Here is a 24,876-nt window from a genome sequence, read left to right as displayed (position 1 = left end):
CCGCCCGGTCGGCGGATTGACGGGCACCGGTTCCGGGGACCCGGCGTCCATGACTGTCGATCACACCGGCGCACCGGTTCTGGAAGCCCTGTCCGACTATCACCGCAAGGGGCGGATGTCGTTCGCGCCGCCGGGGCACAAGCAGGCCCGGGGCGCCGATCCCGCGGTGCGGGAGGTGCTCGGCGACGCGGTGTTCCTCGGTGACGTGCTGGCGTCGGGCGGCCTGGACGACCGGCTCACCCGGGGCCGGGTGCTGGAGCGGGCCCAGGCGCTGATGGCCGACGCCGTGCACGCCGACCACACGTTCTTCACGACGTGCGGGAGTTCCCTGTCCGTCAAGGCGGCGATGCTGGCCGTCGCGGGTCCGCACGAGAAGCTGCTGATCGGGCGGGACGCCCACAAGTCCGTCGTGTCGGGGCTGATCCTGTCCGGGGTCGAGCCGGTCTGGGTCGAACCCCGGTGGGACGCCGAGCGGAATCTGGCGCATCCGCCCACCGCAGCCGACTTCGAGAAGGCGTTCGACGCCCATCCGGACGCGAAGGGCGCGCTGATCACCAGCCCCACGCCGTACGGCACCTGCGCGGACCTGCGCGCGGTCGCCGAGGTCTGTCACCGTCGTGCGGTCCCGCTGATCGTGGACGAGGCGTGGGGTGCCCATCTGCCCTTCCACCCCGATCTGCCGTCCTGGGCCATGGACGCGGGCGCCGACATCTGCGTGACCAGCATCCACAAGATGGGCAGCGGCCTGGAGCAGGGGTCGGTCTTCCATCTGCAGGGGGACCTGGTGCCGGCGGACCTGTTGCAGATGCGCTCCGATCTGCTGGGAACCACCAGTCCGTCGGTGCTGCTGTACGCGGGGCTCGACGGCTGGCGGCGGCAGATGGCCCTGCACGGCAAGGAACTGATGGGCGGCGCGCTGGATCTCGCCGCCGAGGTCCGGGCCGCCGTCGAGGAGATCGACGGGATGCACGTCAACGACCGCGACGACTTCTGCGGCGCGGGGATGGCCGACGACATGGACCCGCTGCCCGGCATCATCGACATCGACGCGCTCGGGATCACCGGGTACCAGGCCGCGGACTGGCTGCGGGAGCACCGGGGCATCGACATGCATCTGACGGACCACCGCCGCATCGGCGCGCAGATCACCCACGCCGACGACCGGGAGACGGCGGGCGAGTTGCTCGCCGCGCTCAAGGAGTTGGCCGATGCCGCCCCGGAGCTGCGCCCTGCACCGCGGGTGGAGGTGCCCTCGCCGTCCGAGCTGCGCATGGCACAGGCCCGTCTGCCCCGGGACGCGTTCTTCGGCCCCGCCGAGAACGTGCCGGTGTCCGAGGCCGCCGGCCGGGTCGCGGCGGAGATGATCACGCCGTATCCGCCGGGGATTCCCGCCGTCCTCCCGGGTGAGCGGCTGACGGAGCCCGTGCTGCGGTATCTGCTCACCGGCCTGAAGGCGGGCATGAACCTCCCGGACGCCACCGACGCAGAGTTGGCGACGATCAGGGTCGCGGCGGGGACTCCGAGTGAAGATTGAGTGAAACAGGTCACGTGACCCGGATTGGGTTTCGCACAATGCGCATGGATGGTTTACCGTTCATTCATAGTGACCACGGAGTGAACCACCCCCCTCCTCCGCGTGCCACACCCAAGCTGCCCTGGCTGGCCTCCCCCGTCCAGCCAGGGCTTTTTCATGCCTTCAGCGCCACATGGCGACATGGCCCTCCGACGTCCCGCGTGCGATTCTGCCGTCCGCCGAGGTGCCCGGGGCGGCGGCAGCCGCTGAAATGGGCGTAGGGAAAAACCGGAATCCATCGCCGGCGAGGAGCCCCGCGTCATGACCAAAGCGATCAAACTGCTCACCGCCCTTCCGTCACCCCAGCGTCAGCGGCTGATGTCGCTCGCCCGGGAGGTCTCCTTCCCGGAGGACGCCCGGATCTTCGAGGCGGGCGGCACGGCCGACCGCTTCTGGGTCATCCGCTCGGGAGCGGTCTCCCTCACCCAGCAGGTGACGGCCCACCGGAGGGTGACGGTCGCCGGGCTCGGCGCGGGCGACCTGCTCGGCTGGTCCTGGCTGTTCCCGCCGTACCAGTGGGACTTCGGCGCGGAGGCCTTCAGCCCGGTCCGCGCCTACGAGTTCGACGCGGCGGCGGTGCTCGAACTGTGCGAGGAGGACCGGCAGCTCGGGATGATCCTGGTGCGGTCCGTCGCGGAGATCCTCGCGCACCGGCTGGAGACGACGCGGGGCAAGCTCATGGAGCAGTACACGACAGGCCGGCGAAGCGCTCTGTAGGAGGTCAGACGCGGTAGCGGCGCAGCGCCGGCACCGCGAGGGCCAGGCTCAGCATGACGGCCACCACCAGGATCCCGCCGCCCGCGACCGCCGTACGGGCGCCGAAGGCCGAGCCCGCCGAGCCGTGCAGGACGTCGGCCAGGCGGGGGCCGCCCGCGACCACGACCGTGAAGACGCCCTGCATACGGCCGCGCATCTCGTCGGTGGCGGCCGACAGCAGGATCGCCCCGCGGAAGACCATGGAGACCATGTCGGCGACCCCGGCCAGGGCGAGGAACCCCACGGCGAGCCACAGGCTGCCGCTGAGCCCGAAGCCGGTGATGGCGGCGCCCCAGGCGACCACCGCCCCGATGACCATCCAGCCGTGCCGGCGGGCCCGGGAGAACGTGCCGGAGAACAGTCCGCCCACCACCGCACCGATGGGGATCGCCGCGAAGAGGAGACCGAGGGCGAGTCCCTCGCCGTAGGGGGCGTACGTCTGGGAGGCGAGCTGCGGGAACAGGGCGCGGGGCATGCCGAAGACCATCGCGATGATGTCGGCGAGGAAGGACAGCAGCAGCACCTTGTGCAGGGAGATGTAGCGGAAGCCGGCCGCTATCTCCCGCACGCCCGCCCGGCGCGGCCCGGTGCCGGCGAGGGGCGGCAGCGAGGGCAGTCGGTAGACGGCCCACACCGTGACGCACAGTGCCAGGGCGTCGATGAGGTACAGCTCGGGCAGGCCGATGACGGGGATGAGTACGCCGGCGAGCAGCGGGCCGACCACCTGGCCGGTCTGCATGACCGTCGAGCCGAGGGCGTTCGCGGCGGCCAGTTCCTCCTCGGGGACCAGTCGGGCGATGGAGGCGTTGCGGGCCGGGGCGTTCAGGCCCCAGAACGCCTGCTGCACGGCGAGCAGGACCATCAGGACGGCCACCGAGTCCAGCCCGGTGACGGCCTGGAGCCAGAACAGGACCGAGGTCACGGCTATGCCGCTGTTGGTGATCAGGAGCAGCTTGCGGCGGTCCATGCTGTCGGCGATCGCCCCGCCCCACAGCGCGAACACGATCAGGGGCAGCAGCCCGGCGAGGCTGGCGGCGCCGACCCAGGCCGAGGAGCCGGTGATGTCGTAGATCTGCTTCGGCACGGCGACGGCGGTGAGCTGGCTCCCCACGGCCGTGACGATCGTCGAGGACCACAGGCGGCGGTAGGCCGGCCGGCGCAGGGGGCGGGTGTCCATGGCCCAGCGGCGCCGGCCGCGCCGGGTCCGCTTCACCTCGTCCGCGGCCGCCGTCTGTGGTTCGCTGCTGCTCTCGCTGGTGTCCACGGGCTTCCTGGTTGCTCGATACATCTTTCGAATCAGGGATCACTATCGCAGCACCGGCCGAGCGTTCCGGATCCGCATCCTGAGCTTCCGGCGACGAGGTTGCTCAGGCTCCGGCGACGAGTGTGATTCCCAGGGCGATCATCGTCGCGGCGACCAGGCCGTCCAGGACCCGCCAGGCGGCCGGCCTGGCCAGGAAGCGGCCGAGCAGGCGGGCGCCGAAGCCGAGCGCGGTGAACCAGCACAGGCTGGCGAGCACCGCGCCGAGCCCGAACGTCCAGCGCAGCGGGCCGCGGTCGGCGGCGACGGAGCCGAGCAGGAACACGGTGTCGAGGTAGACGTGCGGGTTGAGCCAGGTCATCGCCAGGCAGGTGAGCACCGCCCGCCGGACCGATCCCTCCGCCTCGCCCTCGGTGTGCAGGACGCCGCCCGGCCTGAACACCCGGCGGCCGGCGAGGACGCCGTAGCCGAGCAGGAAGGCGCCGCCGATCCAGCCGACCGCGGTCAGCGCGCCCGGCCACGCCACCACCACGGCGCCCACCCCGCCGACGCCCAGGGCGATGAGCAGGGCGTCGGACAGCGCGCAGATGCCGACCACGGCGAGGACCGCGTTGCGCCGTATCCCCTGGCGCAGGACGAAGGCGTTCTGGGCGCCGATGGCGACGATGAGCGAGAGGCCGGTGCCGAATCCGGCGGCCGCGGCGGTCAGGGAGGCGGTCATGACGTCGACGCTAGGGAAAGGATCACCACGAGTACAGCTAAAGATTCTTACGTACCATTAGCTGTCGTGATGATGACCGAACTTCCGCTGGATCAGGTCCGCACGCTGCTCGCGGTGGTCGACGAGGGCACGTTCGACGCGGCGGCCGCCGCGCTGCACGTGACGCCGTCGGCGGTGAGTCAGCGGGTGAAGGCGCTGGAGCAGCGCACGGGGCGGGTACTGCTGGTGCGCACCAAGCCCGTGCGGCCGACGGAGTCCGGCGAGGTCGTGGTGCGGTTCGCCCGGCAGCTGGCCCGGCTGGAGCGGGACGCTCGGTCCGAGCTGGGCATGCGCGGGGACGGGGAGCCGACCCGGGTGTCGGTCGCGGTGAACGCGGACTCCCTGTCCACGTGGTTCCTGGGGGCGCTCACGCGTGTCCCGCAGGAGCCGCGGATCTGCTTCGAGCTGCGCCGCGAGGACGAGACCCGTACGGCTGCGCTGCTGCGTGAGGGTCTGGTGATGGCCGCGGTGACCTCGTCGCCCGATGCCGTGGCGGGCTGTTCCGTGCGGGCCCTGGGGCGGATGCGGTACGTCGCGGCGGCCGGCCCGGAGTTCGCGGAGCGGCATCTCGGCGGACCGCTGCGGGATGCGCTCGCAAAGGCGCCGGTGGTGACCTTCGACCGGAGCGACGACCTCCAGGACGCGTTCGTCCGGCGGCTGCGGCGCGGCGGAGGCGGGGCGAGTCCCGTACGCCACTTCGTGCCGACCTCGGAGGGCTTCGTCGAGGCCGTCACGGCCGGTCTGGGCTGGGGTCTGGTGCCCGAGGTGCAGGCGGACCGGCTGCTGCGTGAGGGCCGCCTCGTCCCCCTGGCGCCGGACCGCACGGTCGACGTACCGCTGTACTGGCAGCAGTGGAAGCTGGACTCCCCGGCGCTGGCCGCCGTGGCCGAGGCGGTGGTGACGGCCGCCGCGGAGACGCTCCGCAGTTAGGCGCACGCCCGCAGCCGGGCCTCCGCGCTGTCCAGGAGCATCTCCAGGGCCGTCGGATAGGCACTGGTGACCATGCGGGTGGCCAGCAGGGGTGCCGCCTCGGCGATGCGGGGGTGGGTGGTGCGGGGCAGGCGGGCGTACGTCGAGCGCCACATGTCCTCGTCGGCGTGCTGGGAGTCGCTCGGCAGGGCGAGCGAGGCGGCGTCGAGGGCGGCGAAGGCCAGGGTCTGGTCGATGAAGGCGTGGTAGATGCGCACGGTGTCCGGCAGCGGGAAACCCGCCGTGCGCAGGACGTCCAGGACAGCCTCGTCGGCGGCCAGTTCGTTCGCTCGGCCAGTGACCCGGCTCGTGGTCAGCAGGGCGGCCTGCGGGTGGGCGACGTACTCGGCGTGGATGCGCAGCCCGACGGCACGCAGGTCCCCCCGCCACTCCCCCGTCGGCCGCCAGCCCCGCAGGGCCTGGCCGATGAGCGCGTCGCCGATGGCGAGCGTCAGGTCGTCCATGCCGCGGAAGTACCGGTAGAGCGTGGACGGGTCGGCGTCCAGGGCGAGGCCGAGCCGGCGGGCGGTGAGGCCCGCGCTGCCGTGCTCGCGCAGCATGCGCAGCGCGGTCTCGACGATGAGCCGCTCGGACAGCACGGTGCCGCCCTTGGTGGGTCTGCGGCGCCGCCGCCTCTCCTCGGGGACCACTGGCTTCGGCACGACCGTCTCCTCGTAGGTCCTCGTAGGCCTGCTGCGCTTATGCCAACGCCATTGACCTTATGTGAGGCCGCGGCGTTGTATCACTCCCGGGCCCCCGCTCTTCGAGAGCTCCTCGAGAGCGATTCGACCGCTCTTCGGCTGCTCTTCGACCGCTCTTCGACGGATGGAGTTCCTGTCATGCGTGTACTGCTCGTGGGAGCCGGTGGTGTGGGCACCGCCATCACCCGGATCGCGGCCCGGCGGCCCTTTTTCGACACGATGGTGGTCGCCGACTTCGCCCCGGCCCGGGCCGAGGCGGCCGTCGCGGCCCTCGGCGGCGACGGTGGCCGGTTCCTGGCGGAGCGCGTGGACGCCGGCGACGAGGCGGCCGTGGCGGCGCTGCTGGAGCGGCACGACTGCGACGTCCTCCTCAACGCCACCGACCCGCGCTTCGTGATGCCGCTGTTCCGGGCGGCGCGCACAGCCGGCGCCACCTACCTGGACATGGCGATGTCGCTGTCCCGCCCGCACGCCGAACGGCCGTACGAGGAGTGCGGAGTGAAGCTCGGCGACGAGCAGTTCGCGCAGGCACAGGAGTGGGAGAAGGCGGGCGTGCTGGCGCTCGTCGGCATGGGGGTGGAGCCGGGTCTGTCGGACGTCTTCGCCCGGTACGCGGCCGACGAACTCTTCGACGAGATCGAGGAGATCGGCATCCGCGACGGCGCGAACCTGACGGTCGACGGCTACGACTTCGCCCCCTCCTTCAGCATCTGGACCACCATCGAGGAATGCCTCAACCCGCCGATCGTCTATGAAGCCGACAGGGGATGGTTCACCACGGAACCGTTCAGCGAGCCCGAGCTGTTCGACTTCCCTGAGGGCATCGGGCCGGTCGAGTGCGTGAACGTGGAGCACGAGGAGGTCCTGCTCGTGCCGCGCTGGGTCGGCGCGCGCCGCGTCACCTTCAAGTACGGCCTGGGCCGGGAGTTCATCGAGACCCTCAAGACACTGCACCTGCTGGGCCTCGACCGCACCGACCCGGTGACCGTGCCGAGCGCCGCGGGGCCGGTCGCCGTCTCGCCGCGGGACGTCGTGGCCGCGTGTCTGCCCGATCCGGCGACGCTGGGCGAGCGGATGCACGGCAAGACGTGCGCGGGCACCTGGGTGCGGGGCGTCAAGGACGGGGCACCGCGTGAGGTGTACCTGTACCACGTGGTCGACAACCAGTGGTCCATGGCGGAGTACGGCTGTCAGGCGGTGGTGTGGCAGACCGCGGTCAACCCGGTCGTCGCCCTTGAACTCCTCGCCACAGGCGTCTGGTCCGGCGCGGGCGTTCTCGGCCCCGAGGCGTTCCCGGCCCGTCCCTTCCTGGATCTGCTGACCGCCTACGGCTCCCCGTGGGGCGTCCGCGAGCAGTAACGGCCTTGCCCGGCGCGTTCGTACGGCGTCTCACAGGACTCGATTGTTTCACCCCCGCATCGACAGGTGACCCGGAAGCGAGTAAGGAATTCCCGAGGGCACACGACTTTCGATCGCAGGTGACATTTCATGGACAGCTGGCGAGACCACGCCGCGTGCCGCCACGAGGACCCCGATCTCTTCTTCCCGATCGGCAGCACCGGCCCGGCACTGGTACAGCAGGAGCAGGCCAAGGCGGTCTGCGGACGTTGTCCGGTGCGGGAGCAGTGCCTGCAGTGGGCGCTGGGCACCGGTCAGACCCTGGGCGTCTGGGGCGGCACGAGCGAGAACGAACGCCGTGCGCTCCGGCGGCGCGCGGGCTCCCGGAGGAACTCCGGGTGACGCGGGGCCGCGTGAGCGGCCGGTGCGACGCGGTGGACCCCAGGAGTTCTCCTGCCGGTCCACCGCGTCCCGTGGCCTCGTCGATGTGAAGAGGCCACGGTGCTGCTCGACCAGGTCGGCGAGTTCGGCGAGTGTCCGTACTTCCGACAGGTCGTCCGCTGCGCTCGAAGCGAACGGAACCGAACCGAACCGACCGCTACCGCGCCGGAGGCACCGCGGTGGTCGGCTCCCCCGGTGGTTAGTCCTGCCCGGCCGTACCCGGCAGCCGCAGCGTGAAGACGCTCCCGGCGCCGGGTTCGCTCGTCGCTTCGGCCGTTCCGCCGTGCGCGGCGACGAGGTGCCGGACGATCGGCAGACCGAGGCCGCTGCCGCCGGTGCGGCGGCTGCGGGACTTCTCCGCGCGCCAGAACCGGTCGAAGACGTGCGGCAGTTCGTCCGGAGCCAGGCCGCTGCCGGTGTCGGTGACCTCCAGCAGGACGCAGTCGCCGGCGCGGCGCGCGGCCAGCGTGACGGTGCCGCCCTCGGGCGTGTGGCGCAGTGCGTTGGACACCAGGTTGCCCAGCGCCTGCCGCATCCGCACCGGGTCGGCATCCAGCCACGGCGTGCCGTCGACCGCGGTGCGCAGGGAGACGCCGGCGGCGTCGGCCGCGACGCGGTGGGCCGCGACGACCTGGCCGAGGAGTTCGTCGCACCGCACGGGCTCCGGGTGCAGGCGCAGGGTGCCGGCGTCGGCGTCCGCGAGGTCGCGCAGGTCGTCGATGACGCGCTGGAGCACGAGGGCCTCGTCGTGCAGTGAGGCGAGCAGGGCGGGGTCGGGGTCGACGACGCCGTCGCGGGTCACCTCCAGCCAGCCGCGGATGTTGGTGAGCGGGCTGCGCAGTTCGTGGGCGATGTCGCTGACCATCGCCCTGCGCTGGGTTTCGAGGCGTTCACGGCGCTCGGTCAGTTCGTTGAAGGCGGCGGCGAGAATGCCGGTCTCGTCCCGGGTGGTGACGGGGACGCGGACATGCCGGTCCGGCGGCTGCTGGGCCGCCTCGGTCAGCGCCCGCAGCGGCCGGACGAGCCGGGTGGCGACCACGGCGGTCACGGCGACGGTGACGGCGAGCACGAGCCCGGCGGCGCCGACGACCTTGGTCTTGTTGGCCGGCGACATGTCGAAGCGCACGGCGGGCGTGTCTCCGCCGCCGCCCAGGAACAGCTCGGCGGCGGGGGCGACGTACGGGTCGAGCTGGGCGCGGCGGGCGTCGTCGAGGCATGCCTTGGCCTCGCGCCAGAGCTCGCCCTCTCCTGACTTGGCGAAGCCCGGCGCGATCGTCGGCGTCTTGGGAGTCACGCCGGTGAGGTCGACCCCGAGCGCCAGCGGCACGCCGGGTTCCAGGCCCGCCCGGGTCAGGCAGCCGCGGGCCCGCTTCTGGAGTGCGGTCAGCGCCTTCTCCTCCGTGGGCATCGGGGTGTTGAGCCAGTCGTCGGCGCACACCTCGGGCTCGTAGACGGGGTCGGCGCCCTCTGTCTGTGTGAGGACCGGGCGGCCGCTCGGCGTGCGGGTGAGGCTGGTGTCGATGCCGTAGCGGGCGAAGCAGCGCTGCCGTTCCCGGGCCAGGGCGTCGAGCTTCGTGCGTTCCACCGCCGTCAGCCGGTAGGGGCCCACCACCCGCGGGTCGGTGCCGCCGAGTTGGGCTCCGCGTTCACTGAAGGTGTCGGTGCGCAGGGGGTCGACGGTGGCGGCGGCACTCACCGGCAGGGAGGTGCCGGGCGGCGCGGAGTCGGCGATCGGCGTGCGGTCGGTGGTGGTGAGGGCGATGCGCCGCCCGGTCTGCGCGGACAGCTCCCGTACGGTCTTCTCGACTCCCGTCCAGTCGGGATGGGACGCGGCATAGCCGCTGAGCCGGGCGAGGACGTCCATGTCGTCGGCGAGGACCTGGCCCTGCTCCTCCCGCAGAGCGCGGGTGGTGGTCTCCACGGCCAGCCAGGCGGTCGCCGCCACCGAGCACACGGCGATGAGACCGGAGGCGATCAGCAACCGGACCAGCAGGCGCTTGCGCAGCGGTATCCGGCCGTTCATCCGCGGGCCTCGCTGAGCTTGTAGCCGACCCCGAAGACGGTCAGCAGCCGGACCGGCCGGCGCGGGTCCGCCTCCGTCTTCCGGCGCAGGTTCATGATGTGGACGTCGACGGCCCGTTCGGTGGAGGCGCGGTCGGTGCCTCGGGTGATCTCCAGCAACTGCCGCCGCGAGAAGACCCGTTCAGGCTCGGCGGCCATCGCGAGGAGGATCTCGAACTCGGCCGGCGTGCACTCCACGGGCACTCCGTCGCAGCGCACCTCGTGCCGTACCGGGTCGACCGTGATCCCTCCGGCACGCACGACGGGGTCCTCCCGCCGGTCGACGGGCGCACGCCCGCTGCGGCGCAGGACCGTGCGGATGCGGGCCATCAGCTCGCGCGGGCTGTACGGCTTGGTCATGTAGTCGTCCGCGCCCAGCTCCAGGCCCAGCAGCAGATCGTCCTCGGTGGCGCGGGCGGTCAGCATCAGGACGGGGACGTCGTCGTCCCGGCGCAGCACCCGGCACACGCCGAAGCCGTCGATCACCGGCAGCATCAGGTCCAGCACGACGAGGTCCGGCCGAAGCCGGCGGGCCGCGTCGAGGGCGGACCGGCCGTCGTGGACCACCGTGGCGGTGTGGCCCTCCGCCAGCAGGGAGCGGCGTATGAGTTCGGCCTGCATCTCGTCGTCCTCGGCGACCAGCACATGTGCGCACACCCGGCGGATCCTAAGCGGTTGGGGAGACCTCGACGGGCTCAGCGGGCCAGGGACTTGGTGTCGCCCATGACGACCACCGGGTCGAGGCCCGGGTCGAGCGCCAGCAGAAGTTCCCTCATGTGCCTCCGGGCGATGCTGACACAGCCCTGCGTGGGACCGTCGTGGTCGACATGCAGCCAGATGCCGCCGCCACGGCCCGCGCCGAGCGGACGCGTCCAGTCCAGCGGCGAAGTGCCCGGCTCACGGTTGTAGTTGATGGCGATCACGTGGTCGAAGGACCCGGCCAGCGGCTCCCCCTCGAACCCCGTGCCGGTCGCGGTGAACCCGCCGGAACGGTCGTACGGCAGCCGTGTGCCGGGGTCGCGGAGCCGGCCCCCGGCGTCGGTGAGGGTGTAGACCCCGATGGGCGAGTGCAGGTCACCGGCCCGGTGATGGTCGGTCCAGCCCTTGAGCGCATTGTGCGCGGGCCAACTCTTCCCGATGGCCTCCCAGCCGGCCGCGGTGCGTTCGTACAGCACGACCGTGGACAGCGCGGAGTCCTTCCCGCGGCCGGTGACCATGACGGCCTGCCGGGCGCGGGAGGGCACCTGGGCGAGGGTCTTCGGCCCCAGGCCGGGCAGTTGACGCGGAGCCGCCTCGACCGTGATCGACGGGGAGGGCGGGGGTGCGCTCGTCGTCGGGACGGCCTCGGGACGGTGGTCCGGGATCGCCGCCGCGCCGCTGCCGCATCCGGTGAGCAGCAGGGACGCGGCGAGCAACGCGGCGGAAGGTCTGTGTCCGATCACGGATCGACCTTGACCGACAGTTGTAAGGAACTCGTCAGGTTCCGGGACCTGTTCGGTTAATGCGGCCCGTTCGGTGCTAGGGCTTGCTCGGCTTGCCCTCCGTGTACAGCCAGGTCCGGAACAGGGCGCCCAGGTCCTTCCCTGACTCCCGCTCCGCGAGGCGCACGAACTGCGGTGTCGTGCCGTGGCCGGCGCGGTGCTCCGCCGCCCAGGCCCGCAGGATCCGGAAGAACACCCGGTCCCCCACGGCCTTGCGCAGGACGTGCAGGGTCATGGCGCCGCGGTCGTAGACGGGGGTGCCGAAGATGTTCGCGCCGCTGCCCGGGTCGCCGGGCGGGAACTCCCACAGGCCGTCGCTCGCCGGGCGGGCGTAGAGCGCGTCGAAGGTCTGCTGTGCGGTCTTGCCGCCGTGCTGTTCGCCGTACAACCACTCGGTGTAGGTCGCGAAGCCCTCGTTGAGCCAGATCTCCTTCCAGGAGGTGAGGGTGACCGAGTCGCCGAACCACTGGTGGGCGCTCTCGTGGACGAGCGTGCTCAGGTCGGGGGCCGCGTCGTAGACGGGACGCGTCTGGGTCTCCAGGGCATAGCCGACGTTCGGGGCGCGGTCCACGATCGAACCGGCGGCGCGGAAGGGGTAGGGCCCGAAGAGTTTGCTCTCCCACTCCAGCACGGAGGGCAGCTGCTTGAGGACGGGTGCCGCGGCCTCGGCCTCGCGGGGGTCGACGGCGTCGTAGACCCGGACCCCGTCGCGGGTGGTGTACTGCTTCACCTCGAACTTCCCGACCGTCGCGGTGGCGAGGTAGGCCGCCATCGGCTCCCGCTGGCGCCAGCGGAACGTGGTCTGTCCGTGCGCGGTGCGCTCGCCGAGGAAGACGCCGTTGGCGACGGCGGTCCTCCCCTTGGGGACGGTGATCGTGAAATCGTAGGACGCCTTGTCCGTGGGGTGGCTGTTCGCCGGGAACCAGGTCATGGCGCCCTGGGGCTCCCCGGCGACGAAGGCGCCGTCGTCGGTGGGGATCCAGCCGTCGAGCGAACCGTCCGGGTCGGTGACCGGGCCGGGCTTGCCCTCGTAGGTGACGGTGATCCGGAACTTCCGGCCCTGGCGCAGGGCGTGACGCGGGGTGACGACGAGTTCCTGGCCGTCGCGCGTGTGGTCCGCCTTGACGTGGTCGACCGTGAGGCCGGTGACCTTCAGGCCGTTGAGGTCGAGGTCGAAGCGGGTGAGCCGCTGGGTGGCGCGGGCGGTGAGGACCGCCTTCCCGGCGAGCCGGCCGCTGTCGGGGTCGTAACGGAGGGTCAGGTCGTAGTGGCCGACGTCGTATCCGCCGTTGCCGGCGAGCGGGAAGTACGGGTCGCCGACGCCGGACGTGCCGACGGTGCCCGCCGAAGCGGGCCCGGCGGCCACGAGCAGGGCCGTGAGGGCGACCGGGACGGTGGCGATCACGGCTTCGCGGCGGAGAACGGCGGTACGTCTGGCGGGCTGCGTCACGTGCGCTCCTACGAGTGGGGGGCCGACCGCCTCAGGCTAGGGGCCGTCCGGCCCGAAGATCACCCTTGATCAGGTCAAGGCGCGTTGCGTGGACCGGGCTCACCCGGAACACGGCGATACGCTCCCGGCACCGTGACCCACGCGAGAAAGGCCTGCCCGTGAGTGTGCGCGTGCGCCGCGTCTACGAACCGCCCGAGCCCGACGACGGCGTACGCGTCCTGGTCGACCGGCTGTGGCCGCGCGGCCTGTCGAAGGACGCGGCGAGAGTCGACGAGTGGCCCAAGGCCCTCACCCCGTCGACCGAGCTGCGCCGCTGGTACCACGCGGGCGAGGAGTCGTACGAGGAGTTCAGCGGGCGGTACGAGGCGGAGCTGGCCGCTCCCGAGGCGGTCGAACTCCTCGACCGCGTGAGGGAGTTGGCGGGCAAGGGCACCGTCACGCTGCTGACCGCCGCCAAGTCCCCCGAGCAGAGCCACGCCTCGGTCCTGGCCCGTCTCCTCGATGGGTGACTCGATGTGCGAGGAGACGGGCCGTCACGGTCAGGCCGTCTGCCGGGCGGCGGCTCGGCCGGCCGCACGCCCCGAGAAGAGACAGCCACCGAGGAAGGTGCCCTCCAGCGCGTTGTAGCCGTGGACGCCACCGCCGCCGAAGCCGGCGACCTCGCCCGCCGCGTACAGACCGTCGAGAGGCTTGCCGTCGGTGCCGAGGGCGCGCGAGTCGAGGTCGGTCTGGATGCCGCCGAGGGTCTTGCGGGTGAGGGTGTGCAGCTTGACGCCGATGAGGGGCCCGGCGGCCGGGTCGAGGATGCGGTGCGGGGTGGCGACGCGGCCGAGGCGGTCGCCGATGTAGCGGCGGGCGTTGCGGATGCCCTGCACCTGGGCGTCCTTGCTGTAGGCGTTGGCGATCTGGAGGTCGCGGGCCTCGATCTGGCGCCGGATCCCGGCCGCGTCGAGGAGCGCCTTGTCGGTGAGCCCGTTCATCTTCTCGACGAGTTGTTCCAGGTTCGGGGCGGTCACGAAGTCGGCACCCTTGCGCAGGAACGCGTCGACCGGGCCCGGCGCACCCTTGCCGAGCACCCGCTCCTTGAGGAACCCCGCGCGGTCCTTGGCCGTGATGTCGGGGTTCTGCTCGGAGCCCGACAGCGCGAACTCCTTCTCGATGATCTTCTGGGTGAGGATGAACCAGGAGTGGTCGTGGTCGGCGATGTCCTCGGTGGTGCGCAGGTACTCGAGGGTGCTGAGGGTGTCGTAGCCGGGCAGGCACGGCTCGGGCAGGCGGCGGCCGAGGGCGTCGAACCACATCGAGGAGGGGCCGGGCAGGATGCGGATGCCGTGGCCGGGCCAGATCGGGTCCCAGTTCTGCAGGCCCTCGGTGTAGTGCCACATGCGGTCGCGGTTGACCAGACGCACCCCGGCGTTCGCGCTGATGTCGAGCATCCGGCCGTCGACGTACGCCGGCACTCCGGTGACCATCTCGGCGGGCGGGGTGCCGAGCCGCTCCGGCCAGTAGCGGCGCACGATGTCGTGGTTGGCGCCGATACCGCCGGAGGTGACGACGACGGCCCGGGCGGTGAGCTCGAAGTCGCCCACCCGGTCGCGGTTGGAGGCGACACCGCGAGGGGAGTTGTCCTCGGCCAGGAGTGTGCCGCGTACCCCGCGTGCCGTGCCCTCCTCGACGACCAGCTCGTCCACCTGGTGACGGTGGTAGAAGGTGAGCAGCCCGTCGCGCGCGGCCTGCTTGGCGTACTCGACGAACGGCTCGACGACCCCGGTGCCGGTGCCCCACGCGATGTGGAAGCGGGGGACGGAGTTGCCGTGTCCGTGGGCCGTCAGGTCGCCGCGCTCGGCCCAGCCGACGGTGGGCAGGAACTTGATGCCGTGCCCCTCCAGCCAGGACCGCTTCTCCCCCGCCGCGAACTCGACGTAGGCACGCGCCCAGCGCACCGCCCAGGAGTCCTCGTCGTCGATCCGGTCGAACCGGGCGCTGCCCTGCCAGTCGTTCCAGGCCAGGTCGAAGGAGTCCTTGATACCGAGGCGCCGCTGCTCCGGGGAGTCGACGAGGAACAGCCCGCCGAAGGACCAGAACGCCTGGCCGCCGAGGTTGGCGGCGTTCTCCTGGTCGACCAGCGCGACCCTGCGGCCGCGGCTGGTGAGTTCGTGCGCCGCGACCAGGCCCGCGAGTCCGGCTCCGACGACGATGACGTCCGCATCCATGGCGACCGTTGCCCTTCTCATTGGGGTCTCATTGGGTCTCGTTCGGGTGTGCCGCTGCCGTCGGTCAGCAGCGCGGTGAGCAACTGCCCCAGCCAGACGCGGGCGCGCTCGACGTCCTTGTCCAGGAGCAGTTGGGTGGTGACTCCGTCGTACGCGGCGACGACCGCGCGGGCGGCGCCGTCGATGCCGCCGAGCACGGCGGGCAGTGCGGTGTGTCCCGTGGCTCGGGCGAGCCGTTCCTCGATCGCCCGCCGCAGCCGCTCCCGGTGCTCCAGGAGGCTGTGCGCGACGGCCGGATCGCGGGCGGCGTGCACCAGGAAGTCGGTCTTCACCAGCAGCCAGTCCACGTCGAGCAGGAGCACCTCGGTGACCCGGTCCACGGATGCCGGTACGTCGAGTTCGGGCCCGTCGAGGGCCAGGGCCTCGGCCACCTGCTCGGCGATCAGGTCGGCCCGCTGCCGGTACAGGGCGAAGAACAGCTCGTCCAGGCTGTCGAAGTTCGAGTAGAAGGCACCCCGGCTGTAGCCGGCGGCCTCGCAGACCTCCTCGATCGAGACCCGCCCGAAACCCTTGGCGGCGAAGACCGCGAAGGCCGCGTCCAGCAGCTTGGCCCGCGTGCGGACACGGCGCTTGGTGACGCGCCTGGTCGTCTCCTCCACCGCCATCTCCCGACCTCCGTTCGATACGGGAATGTATCCGATACGACGATGTATCGAAAGGTCGGACGGACATCCGACGGGCGGTCGACACCGTATGGGAACATATTTTCGAATAAGGAGTACGCTGGATCCATGACCACGCACCACCTCCAAGGCTCCCTCTTCGACCAGGCCGACCAGCTGCGGCTCGGCCCCCTCGACGGGATCCGCCGGACCGACCTCGGCCTCGGCGCCTGGATCGACGTGCTGTCCGGTTGGCTGAGCGGCTCGGACGAACTGTTCGAACAGCTGGCCACCGAGGTGCCGTGGCGTGCGGAGCGCCGGAAGATGTACGACCACGTGGTCGACGTACCTCGGCTGCTGGCGTTCTACGGGGCGGACGACGCCCTGCCGCACCCGTTGCTCACGAAGGCACGCGAGGCGCTGTCCGCGCACTACGCCCCGGAGCTGGGCGAGCCCTTCACCACGGCCGGGTTGTGCTACTACCGCGACGGCCGGGACAGCGTGGCCTGGCACGGCGACCGGATCGGGCGGGGCGCGCACGAGGACACGATGGTCGCGATCCTCTCCGTGGGCGCCCCCCGGGACCTGCTGTTGCGGCCGATGCGCGGCGGGGACACGGTCCGACGCCCGCTGGGGCACGGCGACCTGATCGTGATGGGCGGCTCCTGCCAGCGGACCTGGGAGCACTCCGTACCGAAGACCACGCGCGCCTCGGGGCCGCGCATCAGCATCCAGTTCCGGCCGCACGGCGTGCGCTGAGGCCCGGGACGGCGTGCACGAGGCGGAGAGGCGGCCGCTTCGGCAGCACGCGGGGGCCGCCTCCGGCGGACGGTGCCGGAGGCGGCCCCGTTCCGGCGGAACCCTGTCGTCCTCCGCGCCCTCTCCCCCACACTGGCGCGCGTCGGAGGGAGGCCTGGATGAGTGCGGAGACCGGGCAGCCGCCGGCCGTTCGCCGACGCGTCGAACTCGACATGCTCCGTGCGCTCGTCGTCCTCGGCCTCGTCTTCTTCCACTCCGCGCTGGTCTTCTCCCCGGACGACGACTTCTACGTCAAGAACCGGGAGACGACCGACGTCGTCACCGTCGTCGCCGGGCTCGGGGTGGTGTGGGCGATGCCCCTGCTGTTCCTCGTCGCCGGACTCGGCGCCCGCCACTCGCTGCGCCGACGCGGGCCGGGCGGCTTCGTTCGTGAACGACTGCTGCGCCTCGGCGTCCCCCTGGTCTTCGCGACGCTCGTCCTGTGCCCCCTGCCGCAGTGGCTGCGGCTGCGCGCCGCCGACCCCGGTTATCGCGAGTCCTACTGGGAGTTCTGGCCCCGTTTCCTCACCGTCCATCCGGATCCCGGCGACTTCCCGTTCGTCCTCGAAGGCGACCACTTCGAGACCGGCCACCTGTGGTTCGTCGTCCTCCTGCTGGTCTTCAGCCTTCTCCTCGCGCCCGTCGCGGCGCCCCTCGGGGCCGCCGCCCGGCACGCGGGGGACGCGGTGGAGCGACGGCCGCTCCTGCTCCTGCTGCCCGCGCTGCCGCTCGCCCTGATCAACTCACTGCTCGGCATGGAGGAGAGCTTCGCGGGCTGGAACCGCTGGGCCTACCTGCTGTTCTTCCTCTTCGGCCACGCGTCGGCCGACGACGACCGGATCCGCGCGGCCATGCGCCGACTCGCCGTTCCGGTCGGCGTCCTCGGGATCGTCCTGTTCCTCGGGACCGCGCCCGGGTTCCTCTCCGAGGACGATCCGTTCACCGCGAGGAACGCGGTCGCCCTGTCCACCCGGGCGCTGTTCGGGGCGGCGGGCTGGTGCTGGGTGGTGGCGATCCTGGGGCTGCTGGACCGGCCGCGCGACGGCCGGTCACGGGACGGCGCGTCACGGGACGGCGAGCCGCGGGAAGCCCGGCCGTCCTCCCGCGTGATGCCGTATCTCGCCGTCGCCGCCCTGCCGTTGTACGTCCTGCACCAGCCCGTGGTGGTCGCGTTCGCGTACGGAGTCGTGGGCTGGTCCGCACCGATCGTGGTCAAGTACACGGTGATCGTGGCCTGTTCCCTGGCGGTGATCCTCTTCGTGTACGAGTACGTCGTACGCCGGACACGCGTCACCCGCTTCCTGTTCGGCATGCGACCGGACCCGACGGCTCCGCCTCCTTCCTGATCTGCTTTGCTGTTTCCGTCGGTCAGGGACCTCACCACGCGGGACGATCATGCGCTCGGATGTGCAGCAAGTCGCCGACGGCACCTATCTGGTGCACGGCAGCAACACGAACTGGGTGATCCTCACGGAGGGGGACGCGGTCACACTGGTCGACACCGGCTACCCCGGAGACCGCGAACAGCTCCTCTCCTCCCTTGCGGAGGTGGGCAGTTCGCCGGAGGCGGTCACGGCCGTGCTGATCACGCACGCCCACAACGACCACCTGGGCTCCGCCGAGTACCTGCGCGCCGCGTACGGCATGCCCGTGTATCTGCACGAGGCCGAAGTGCCGCACGCCCGGCGGGAGTTCCTGCACCAGGTGAACGTCGCGACGGTCCTGAAGAACGGCTGGCGGCCCGGCGTCCTGCCGTGGGCCGTGCACGCGATCCGCTCGGGCGGCACCGCCCACGTCCCGGTCGCCTCGCCCCAGTCGTTCCCGGCGGCCGGTGCGCTCGACCTGCCCGGCCGGCCCGTCCCGGTGCACACCCCCGGCCACACCGACGGACACGCCGCATACCACCTCCCGGACCGGGGCGTGGTGATCTCCGGCGACGCCCTGGTGAGCGGCCACCCCACCTCGCGGATCAAGGGTCCGCAGCTGCTGCCCGACATGTTCCACCACGAGCGGGCCCGTGCCGTGGTCTCACTGGACGCCCTCGAAGGGCTGTCGGGCGACCTGCTGCTGCCCGGGCACGGGCCGGTGCACCGCGGTCCGGTCCGTGAAGCGACACTTCAGGCCAGGGAGCGCGCGCTCTAAGGTGAGGTGACGATCACCGAGGCAGTACGCGATACGCAAGATGAGGACACGCGAACCATGGCCCTGCAGATCAGCGCGACCAACCCGGAGCACCCCGCGCTCCTGCTGGAGCTGCCGTGGCATCTCCCCCTGGAGGAGTGGCCCGACGAGTACCTCGTGCCGCTGCCCCGCGGCATCTCCCGACACGTCGTGCGCTATGCCCGCGCCGGCGACGAGGTGATCGCCGTCAAGGAGCTCGCCGAGCGCCCGGCGCTGCGCGAGTACGAACTGCTGCGGGACCTGGACCGGCTCGGCATCCCCGCGGTCGACCCGCTGGCCGTGGTCACCGGACGCACCGACGCGGGCGACGCCCCGCTGGAGTCGGTGCTGGTCACCCGGCATCTGGGCGGCTCGATGCCGTACCGGCTGATGTTCGAGACGACGATGCGGCCCGCGACCATGCACCGGCTGATGGACGCGCTGGCGGTGCTGCTGGTGCGGCTGCACCTCACCGGGTTCGCCTGGGGCGACTGCTCGCTGTCCAACACGCTGTTCCGGCGTGACGCGGGCGCCTACGCCGCGTACCTGGTGGACGCGGAGACCGGTGACCTGCACCCGCAGCTCAGCACCGGGCAGCGCGACTACGACCTCGACCTGGCCCGGGTGAACATCAGCGGCGAACTGCTCGACCTGGAGGCGTCCGGGGCGCTGCACCCCTCCGTGGACCCGATCGAGTTCGGCACGGAGATCTGCGCCCGCTACGGACGCCTGTGGCAGGAGCTGACCCGCACGTCCGTCTACCCGGCCGGCAAGTACCACTACATCGAGCGCCGGATCCGCCGTCTGAACGAGCTCGGTTTCGACGTGGCCGAGATGCAGATCGAGCACTCCTCCAACGGCGACACGGTCACCTTCGTGCCGAAGGTCGTGGACGCGGGCCACCACCAGCGCCAGCTGCTGCGGCTGACCGGCCTGGACACCGAGGAGAACCAGGCGCGTCGGCTCCTGAGCGACCTGGAGTCCTGGATGGCCACCCAGGACGACTACGCCCCGGGCGACCCGCTCGCGGCCCGCCCCGAGGTGCTCGCGCACCGCTGGGTGCGGGACGTCTTCCGCCCCACCGTGCGGGCCGTGCCGCTCGACCTGCGCGGCTCCATGGACCCGGCCGAGATCTACCACGAGCTGCTGGAACACCGCTGGTACCTGTCCGAGCGCGCGCAGCACGACATCGGGCTGGACACGGCCGTCGAGGACTACATCAACAACATCCTTCCCAAGGCGCGCGAGACGCTCCAGCCCACCCCCTCCGCCGACTGACTCAGGCGTGCGGCACCACGGCCACCGGGCAGCCGGCGTGGTGCAGGACGCCATGGGCGACCGAGCCGATGCGGGCGCCGACGGCCGTACGGTGCGCGCGGCGCCCGACGACCATCAGCTGGGCCTCTTGGGCCACCGACAGCAGCACCTGCCCGGCGCTGCCCATCTCCACGTGCTCGACGACCGGAACGTCGGGGAAGCGGTCCCGCAACGGCTGCAGTGCCGCGGACAGGGCCTTCTTCTCGTACGGCTCGAGGCCGCCGGCCTCGTCGAGGAGCTTCAGCGAGCCCGGGCTGTAGGCGAAGACCGGAGGCAGGGTCCAGGCCCGGACCGCGCGCACGGTCGCCCCGCGTGCAGCGGCCGTCTCGAACGCGAAGCGCAGCACGTCCGCGCTGTCCTCCGGGACGCCCTGCTGGCCCACGACGATCTCGCGTCCGGCCGCCTCGGCGGAGGGTTCGTCCCCGGCGCGCACCAGGACGACCGGCCGCTGTGCGTCGACGATGACCTGCTGGCCGACCGAGCCGAGCAGGAAGCCCATGACCCGGCCGTGGCCGCGTGAGCCGAGGACCAGCATCTCGGCCTCCGCCGCCGCGGCGACCAGCGCCTCCACGCTGTCCCCCGTCACCACGTCGGTGGACACCTCCAGGTCGGGGTGCCGGTCGGTGACGGTGCGCGCGGCCTCGCCCACCGCCTCCCGAGCCCATCCGGCCTGCACGTCGGGGTCCGCCGCCTCGATCACCTCGTGCGGCTCGTACTGCCAGGCATGCACCACCCGCAACGCCAGCCTCCGGCGCACCGCCTCCCTGGCCGCCCAGGCCAGCGCGGCCAGGCTCTCCTCGGTTCCGTCGACCCCTGCCGTGATCGGGCGCGTCATGCTGCCGGCCTCCCTGTGTCGTGATCCCGTATCCCGTGGTCCGGTACCCAGTCTTCACTACGCTGACGGCATGACTTTGGAATGGGAGCAGGTTGTCGTGGACGCGGCCGATCCGGCCGCTCTGGGCCGCTGGTGGGCCGAGGCGCTCGGGTGGGTGGTCGTGGGCGACCTCCCCGACGAGTTCGAGATCCGGCCGGAGAAGGACCGCCTTCCCGGGCTGGTCTTCGTACCGGTGCCGGAGTCGAAGACGGTGAAGAACCGCCTCCATCTCGACTTCCGGCCGGACGACCGGGAAGCCGAGGTGGCTCGCCTTCTCGCCCTCGGCGCGCGGCACGCGGATGTCGGCCAGGGCGAGCAGCCTTGGGTGACGCTTGCGGATCCCGAGGACAACGAGTTCTGCGTGCTCGGACCGCGCCGGGGCTGACCTCCCCGTGGGCTCCCGCATACCTGAGCGAAGCGGGGCGATCGAACATACGATGGGCGGGAACCGGCCCGGTGGCTGCTTGATCACGGGTTCTCCGTGCCGTGAGTCCGACCTCGGGGTGGGAGACGTATGGCACAGGCCGCGGACGCAGCGCGGACCGTCATCTTGACCGTGGACGACGACCCGGGAGTCTCCCGCGCCGTCGCCCGGGATCTGCGACGTCGCTACGGCGAGTCGTACCGGATCGTGCGCGCGGAGTCCGGCGAGTCCGCGCTGGAGGCCCTGCGCGAGCTGAAGCTGCGCGGTGATCTGGTGGCCGTGATCCTGGCGGACTACCGGATGCCGCAGATGAACGGCATCGAGTTCCTGGAACAGGCCCTGGACGTGTATCCGGGGGCGCGGCGGGTGCTGCTGACCGCGTACGCGGACACGAACGCGGCGATCGACGCGATCAACGTCGTCGACCTCGACCACTACCTCCTCAAGCCGTGGGACCCGCCCGAGGAGAAGCTGTACCCGGTCCTGGACGACCTCCTGGAGGCGTGGCGGTGCAGCGACCACCGGCCGGTGCCCGCCACCAAGGTGGTCGGACACCGCTGGTCGGCGCGGTCGTCGGACGTACGGGAGTTCCTGGCGCGCAACCAGGTGCCGTACCGCTGGTACTCGGCCGACGAGCCCGAGGGGCAGCGCCTGCTGGCGGCGGCCGGGCAGGACGCCCAGCGGCTGCCGCTCGTGATCACCGCGGACGGCACGCCCCTGGTCCAGCCGGAGGCCCCCGAGCTGGCCGCACGGGTGGGCCTGGCCACGACGCCCGCCGCGGACTTCTACGACCTCGTCGTCATCGGCGGCGGCCCGGCCGGGCTCGGCGCGGCCGTGTACGGGGCCTCCGAGGGGCTGCGGACCGTGCTCGTGGAGCGGTCGGCGACCGGCGGGCAGGCCGGGCAGAGCTCCCGCATCGAGAACTACCTCGGCTTCCCCGACGGCGTGTCGGGGGGACAGCTCACCGACCGGGCCCGGCGGCAGGCGTCGAAGTTCGGCGCCGAGATCCTCACCGCGCGCGAGGTGACGGGACTGGAGATCAACGGGTCCGCCCGGGTCGTACGGTTCTCGGACGGCTCGGCCATCGCCGCGCACAGCGTGATCCTGGCGACCGGCGTGTCGTACCGGCAGCTGGAGGCGCCCGGCACGACCGACCTGACGGGCTGCGGGGTCTTCTACGGCTCGGCACTGACCGAGGCGGCCTCCTGCCAGGGCCACGACGTGTACATCGTCGGCGGCGCCAACTCCGCGGGGCAGGCGGCGATGTACCTGGCCCGGGGCGCCAAGTCGGTGACCCTGCTGGTGCGCGGGGAATCGCTGTCGGCGTCGATGTCGTACTACCTGATCCAGCAGATCGAGGAGTCGCCCAACATCTCCGTGCGCTGCGGCACGGTCGTCGAGGCCGCGCACGGCGGCGAGCACCTGGAGCAGCTCACGCTGCGCGACGTCGGGAGCGGGGCGACCGAACTCGTCGACGCGCAGTGGATGTTCGTGTTCATCGGCGCGGCCCCGCTGACCGACTGGCTGGACGGCACGGTGCTGCGCGACGAGCACGGTTTCATCCTCGCCGGGCCCGACCTCACCCCGGACGGGCGGCCGCCGGCGGGCTGGGAGCTTGACCGGCCGCCGTACCACCTGGAGACCAGCATTCCCGGCGTGTTCGTCGCGGGCGACGCCCGTGCCGAGTCGGCGAAGCGGGTCGCGTCCGCCGTCGGAGAGGGAGCCATGGCCGTGATGCTCGTCCACCGGTATCTGGAGCAGTCGTGAGCGGGCGGCTCATGCCGTGCAGCCCGCAGGAGATCGGGGCGCTGTTCCTGTTCGAGAAGCTGTCCCCCGAGCAGTTGGGCCAGCTGTGCGCCGCGGGGCGGGTGGAGAGGTTCGAGGCCGGGCCCGTCTACACCGAGGGCGAGCCCGCCACCTGCTTCTACGTGATGATCGAGGGCACGGTCGTGCTGTCCCGCCGGGTCGGCGGTGACGACGTGGAGGTCAACCGGACCTCGCAGCGCGGGGTGTACTCGGGGTCCATGCAGGCGTACCTGGGTGACCGGGTGCGGCAGGTGTACAACAACTCGATGCGCGTCACGGAGCCGACGCGGTTCTTCGTGCTGCCCGCGGACACCTTCGCGAGCTTCATGCAGGAGTGGTTCCCGATGGCGGTCCACCTGCTGGAGGGGCTCTTCTCCGGTTCGAAGAACACCCAGCGGGCGATCGGGCAGCGCGAACGGCTGCTGGCGCTGGGCTCGTTGTCCGCCGGTCTCACGCACGAGCTCAACAATCCCGCGGCGGCGGCCGTCCGGGCCACCGCGACGCTGCGGGAACGCGTCGGCAAGATGCGGCACAAGCTGCGGGTGATCTCCGCGGGCTCGTTCTCACCGGAGACCCTGGCGAACCTCATCGACATCCAGGAACGCACCGCCGAACGCGTCGCCAAGGCACCCGCGTTGAGCCCTCTGGAGGCCTCGGACCGCGAGGACGCCCTCACCGACTGGCTCGACGACCACGACATTTCCGAGGGCTGGCGGATCGCGCCCACCTTCGTGCAGGCCGGACTCGACATCGACTGGCTGGACCAGGTCGCCGCCGCCGTGGACGAGGAGATGCTGCCGAGCGCGGTCGGCTGGCTCAACTACACGGTCGAGACCGAGCTGTTGATGGACGAGATCGAGGACTCCACCACCCGGATCTCCCATCTGGTCGATGCCGCCAAGCAGTACTCCCAGCTCGACCGGGCTCCCTACCAGGTAGCCGACGTCCACGAACTCCTCGACAGCACCCTGCTGATGCTGTCGGGCAAGATCGGCCCGCGGATCAAGGTGGTCAAGGAGTACGACCGTACGGTCCCGAGGATCCCGGCGTACCCGGCGGAGCTCAACCAGGTGTGGACCAACCTCATCGACAACGCGGTCCAGGCCGTCAACGGCGCGGGCGGGGAAGGCACGCTGACCGTGCGGACGGCGCTCGACAACGACCGGCTGCTGGTGGAGTTCCGCGACACCGGGCCCGGGGTTCCGAAGGAGATCCGCGGCCGCATCTTCGACCCGTTCTTCACCACCAAGCCGGTGGGTGAGGGCACCGGGCTCGGCCTGGACATCTCCTGGCGGATCGTCGTCAACAAGCACCACGGCACGCTCCAGGTCGAGTCCGAGCCGGGCGACACCCGCTTCCAGGTCCTTCTCCCCCTCACGGCCGCGGAGTCCGACACAGCACCCGAGGAGCCTGTATGACCAGCGACAACGCCATCGACGGTGTCGACCCCGGCGTGCCGCCGAGCGGCGCCGGGTGCATGGAGTGCGACGCGGCCGGCGGATGGTGGTTCCATCTGCGGCGCTGTGCGCAGTGCGGCCATGTCGGCTGCTGCGACTCCTCCCCCGCCCAGCACGCCACCGGTCACCACCGGGCCACCGGGCATCCCCTGGTGCAGAGCTTCGAACCCGGCGAGGACTGGTACTGGAACTACGCGACGAACGAGCTGTACGAGGCCGGGCCCGAGCTCGCTCCTCCGGTGAGCCATCCCAAGGAGCAGCCGTCGCCGGGGCCGGCGGGACGGGTGCCGGCGAACTGGGCGGAGACGTTGCGCTGATTCCTTCTCCCGGCCGCCGCGTCCCTCCCTGCCGGGTAGGGGTGCAGCGCTGAGTCC

General features: G+C 71.7%; 24 protein-coding genes. 14 read left to right on the top strand and 10 right to left on the bottom strand.

The window, feature by feature from the left end; translation table 11 throughout:
• Window positions 1–49: 49 nt before the first annotated feature.
• Both ADK57_RS52235 and ADK57_RS14680 read left to right on the top strand, forming a co-directional pair.
• Window positions 50–1,534, top strand: a complete 1,485-nt coding sequence (locus ADK57_RS52235) for an aminotransferase class I/II-fold pyridoxal phosphate-dependent enzyme (RefSeq protein ID WP_053749920.1) — start codon at window positions 50–52, stop codon at window positions 1,532–1,534.
• A 300-nt stretch (window positions 1,535–1,834) separates the two neighbouring features.
• The gene (locus ADK57_RS14680) at window positions 1,835–2,290 is read left to right on the top strand and encodes a cyclic nucleotide-binding domain-containing protein (RefSeq protein WP_053749879.1); all 456 of its coding nucleotides are present in this window, start codon (window positions 1,835–1,837) and stop codon (window positions 2,288–2,290) included.
• A gap of 4 nt (window positions 2,291–2,294) precedes the next feature.
• On the opposite strand, the gene ADK57_RS14675 is transcribed toward ADK57_RS14680, so the two are convergent.
• Together ADK57_RS14675 and ADK57_RS14670 are read right to left on the bottom strand one after the other, a co-directional pair.
• Window positions 2,295–3,617: an MFS transporter gene (locus ADK57_RS14675; protein WP_107091546.1), complete on the bottom strand. Its 1,323-nt coding sequence runs from the start codon at window positions 3,615–3,617 to the stop codon at window positions 2,295–2,297.
• Window positions 3,618–3,696: 79 nt separating this feature from the next.
• Window positions 3,697–4,311 carry a LysE/ArgO family amino acid transporter gene (locus tag ADK57_RS14670; protein ID WP_053749877.1) on the bottom strand — a complete coding sequence of 205 codons (615 nt, stop codon included), beginning with the start codon at window positions 4,309–4,311 and terminating at the stop codon, window positions 3,697–3,699.
• A 69-nt stretch (window positions 4,312–4,380) separates the two neighbouring features.
• Between ADK57_RS14670 and ADK57_RS14665 the strand changes: the two genes are divergently transcribed.
• Entirely contained in the window at window positions 4,381–5,280 is a 900-nt protein-coding gene (locus ADK57_RS14665) for a LysR family transcriptional regulator ArgP (protein WP_053749919.1), read from the top strand.
• Here ADK57_RS14665 and ADK57_RS14660 read toward each other — a convergent pair.
• Complete coding sequence (locus ADK57_RS14660) at window positions 5,277–5,981, bottom strand: TetR/AcrR family transcriptional regulator (RefSeq protein ID WP_053749876.1); 705 nt, start codon at window positions 5,979–5,981, stop codon at window positions 5,277–5,279. The two genes, ADK57_RS14665 and ADK57_RS14660, sit on opposite strands and share 4 nt — an antisense overlap.
• A gap of 177 nt (window positions 5,982–6,158) precedes the next feature.
• Here ADK57_RS14660 and ADK57_RS14655 point away from each other — a divergent pair, with 177 nt between their 5' ends.
• Together ADK57_RS14655 and ADK57_RS14650 are read left to right on the top strand one after the other, a co-directional pair.
• Entirely contained in the window at window positions 6,159–7,379 is a 1,221-nt protein-coding gene (locus ADK57_RS14655) for a saccharopine dehydrogenase family protein (protein WP_053749875.1), read from the top strand.
• A gap of 129 nt (window positions 7,380–7,508) precedes the next feature.
• Entirely contained in the window at window positions 7,509–7,760 is a 252-nt protein-coding gene (locus ADK57_RS14650) for a WhiB family transcriptional regulator (RefSeq protein ID WP_053749874.1), read from the top strand.
• A gap of 238 nt (window positions 7,761–7,998) precedes the next feature.
• On the opposite strand, the gene ADK57_RS14645 is transcribed toward ADK57_RS14650, so the two are convergent.
• The 4 genes from ADK57_RS14645 to ADK57_RS14630 form a co-directional block, all read right to left on the bottom strand.
• Window positions 7,999–9,822, bottom strand: a complete 1,824-nt coding sequence (locus tag ADK57_RS14645) for a sensor histidine kinase (protein WP_053749873.1) — start codon at window positions 9,820–9,822, stop codon at window positions 7,999–8,001.
• Window positions 9,819–10,517 carry a response regulator transcription factor gene (locus ADK57_RS14640; protein ID WP_053749872.1) on the bottom strand — a complete coding sequence of 233 codons (699 nt, stop codon included), beginning with the start codon at window positions 10,515–10,517 and terminating at the stop codon, window positions 9,819–9,821. The genes ADK57_RS14645 and ADK57_RS14640 overlap by 4 nt, the downstream gene beginning before the upstream one ends.
• A gap of 38 nt (window positions 10,518–10,555) precedes the next feature.
• Window positions 10,556–11,302, bottom strand: a complete 747-nt coding sequence (locus ADK57_RS14635) for a L,D-transpeptidase family protein (RefSeq protein ID WP_053749871.1) — start codon at window positions 11,300–11,302, stop codon at window positions 10,556–10,558.
• Between the two features lie 76 nt (window positions 11,303–11,378).
• Window positions 11,379–12,791: a M1 family metallopeptidase gene (locus ADK57_RS14630; protein ID WP_053749870.1), complete on the bottom strand. Its 1,413-nt coding sequence runs from the start codon at window positions 12,789–12,791 to the stop codon at window positions 11,379–11,381.
• Between the two features lie 158 nt (window positions 12,792–12,949).
• Between ADK57_RS14630 and ADK57_RS14625 the strand changes: the two genes are divergently transcribed.
• The gene (locus ADK57_RS14625; protein WP_053749869.1) at window positions 12,950–13,300 is read left to right on the top strand and encodes a DUF488 domain-containing protein; all 351 of its coding nucleotides are present in this window, start codon (window positions 12,950–12,952) and stop codon (window positions 13,298–13,300) included.
• Window positions 13,301–13,330: 30 nt separating this feature from the next.
• On the opposite strand, the gene ADK57_RS14620 is transcribed toward ADK57_RS14625, so the two are convergent.
• A complete protein-coding gene (locus ADK57_RS14620; RefSeq protein WP_053749868.1) occupies window positions 13,331–15,004 on the bottom strand; it encodes an FAD-binding dehydrogenase in 1,674 nt (557 codons plus the stop codon).
• Window positions 15,005–15,021: 17 nt separating this feature from the next.
• Window positions 15,022–15,669: a TetR/AcrR family transcriptional regulator gene (locus tag ADK57_RS14615; protein ID WP_053749867.1), complete on the bottom strand. Its 648-nt coding sequence runs from the start codon at window positions 15,667–15,669 to the stop codon at window positions 15,022–15,024.
• A gap of 126 nt (window positions 15,670–15,795) precedes the next feature.
• On the opposite strand from ADK57_RS14615, the gene ADK57_RS14610 reads away from it, so the two are divergent.
• From ADK57_RS14610 to ADK57_RS14595, 4 genes are all read left to right on the top strand, one after another.
• Window positions 15,796–16,425, top strand: coding sequence for an alpha-ketoglutarate-dependent dioxygenase AlkB (locus ADK57_RS14610; RefSeq protein ID WP_053749866.1), 630 nt, complete (start codon window positions 15,796–15,798; stop codon window positions 16,423–16,425).
• A 158-nt stretch (window positions 16,426–16,583) separates the two neighbouring features.
• Window positions 16,584–17,810, top strand: coding sequence for an acyltransferase family protein (locus ADK57_RS14605; protein WP_053749865.1), 1,227 nt, complete (start codon window positions 16,584–16,586; stop codon window positions 17,808–17,810).
• A gap of 49 nt (window positions 17,811–17,859) precedes the next feature.
• Window positions 17,860–18,606 (top strand): MBL fold metallo-hydrolase, encoded by a 747-nt coding sequence (locus tag ADK57_RS14600; protein ID WP_053749864.1) that lies wholly within the window; start codon window positions 17,860–17,862, stop codon window positions 18,604–18,606.
• Window positions 18,607–18,663: 57 nt separating this feature from the next.
• The gene (locus ADK57_RS14595) at window positions 18,664–19,902 is read left to right on the top strand and encodes a DUF4032 domain-containing protein (protein WP_053749863.1); all 1,239 of its coding nucleotides are present in this window, start codon (window positions 18,664–18,666) and stop codon (window positions 19,900–19,902) included.
• Window position 19,903: 1 nt separating this feature from the next.
• On the opposite strand, the gene ADK57_RS14590 is transcribed toward ADK57_RS14595, so the two are convergent.
• Window positions 19,904–20,776 carry a universal stress protein gene (locus tag ADK57_RS14590; protein WP_053749862.1) on the bottom strand — a complete coding sequence of 291 codons (873 nt, stop codon included), beginning with the start codon at window positions 20,774–20,776 and terminating at the stop codon, window positions 19,904–19,906.
• A 70-nt stretch (window positions 20,777–20,846) separates the two neighbouring features.
• Here ADK57_RS14590 and ADK57_RS14585 point away from each other — a divergent pair, with 70 nt between their 5' ends.
• The 4 genes from ADK57_RS14585 (at window position 20,847) to ADK57_RS14570 (ending at window position 24,819) form a co-directional block, all read left to right on the top strand.
• Window positions 20,847–21,200: a VOC family protein gene (locus ADK57_RS14585; protein ID WP_053749861.1), complete on the top strand. Its 354-nt coding sequence runs from the start codon at window positions 20,847–20,849 to the stop codon at window positions 21,198–21,200.
• A gap of 129 nt (window positions 21,201–21,329) precedes the next feature.
• Window positions 21,330–23,006: an FAD-dependent oxidoreductase gene (locus ADK57_RS14580; RefSeq protein ID WP_053749860.1), complete on the top strand. Its 1,677-nt coding sequence runs from the start codon at window positions 21,330–21,332 to the stop codon at window positions 23,004–23,006.
• Window positions 23,003–24,463, top strand: a complete 1,461-nt coding sequence (locus tag ADK57_RS14575) for an ATP-binding protein (protein WP_053749859.1) — start codon at window positions 23,003–23,005, stop codon at window positions 24,461–24,463. Before ADK57_RS14580 ends, ADK57_RS14575 begins: the two co-directional genes overlap by 4 nt.
• Window positions 24,460–24,819 carry a UBP-type zinc finger domain-containing protein gene (locus tag ADK57_RS14570; protein WP_053749858.1) on the top strand — a complete coding sequence of 120 codons (360 nt, stop codon included), beginning with the start codon at window positions 24,460–24,462 and terminating at the stop codon, window positions 24,817–24,819. The genes ADK57_RS14575 and ADK57_RS14570 overlap by 4 nt, the downstream gene beginning before the upstream one ends.
• Window positions 24,820–24,876: the final 57 nt, after the last annotated feature.

Source organism: Streptomyces sp. MMG1533 (assembly GCF_001279775.1).
Lineage (GTDB): Bacteria > Actinomycetota > Actinomycetes > Streptomycetales > Streptomycetaceae > Streptomyces.
Note: the sequence above shows the minus strand (reverse complement) of the source record. Positions and strands in the feature narration are given on the sequence as shown.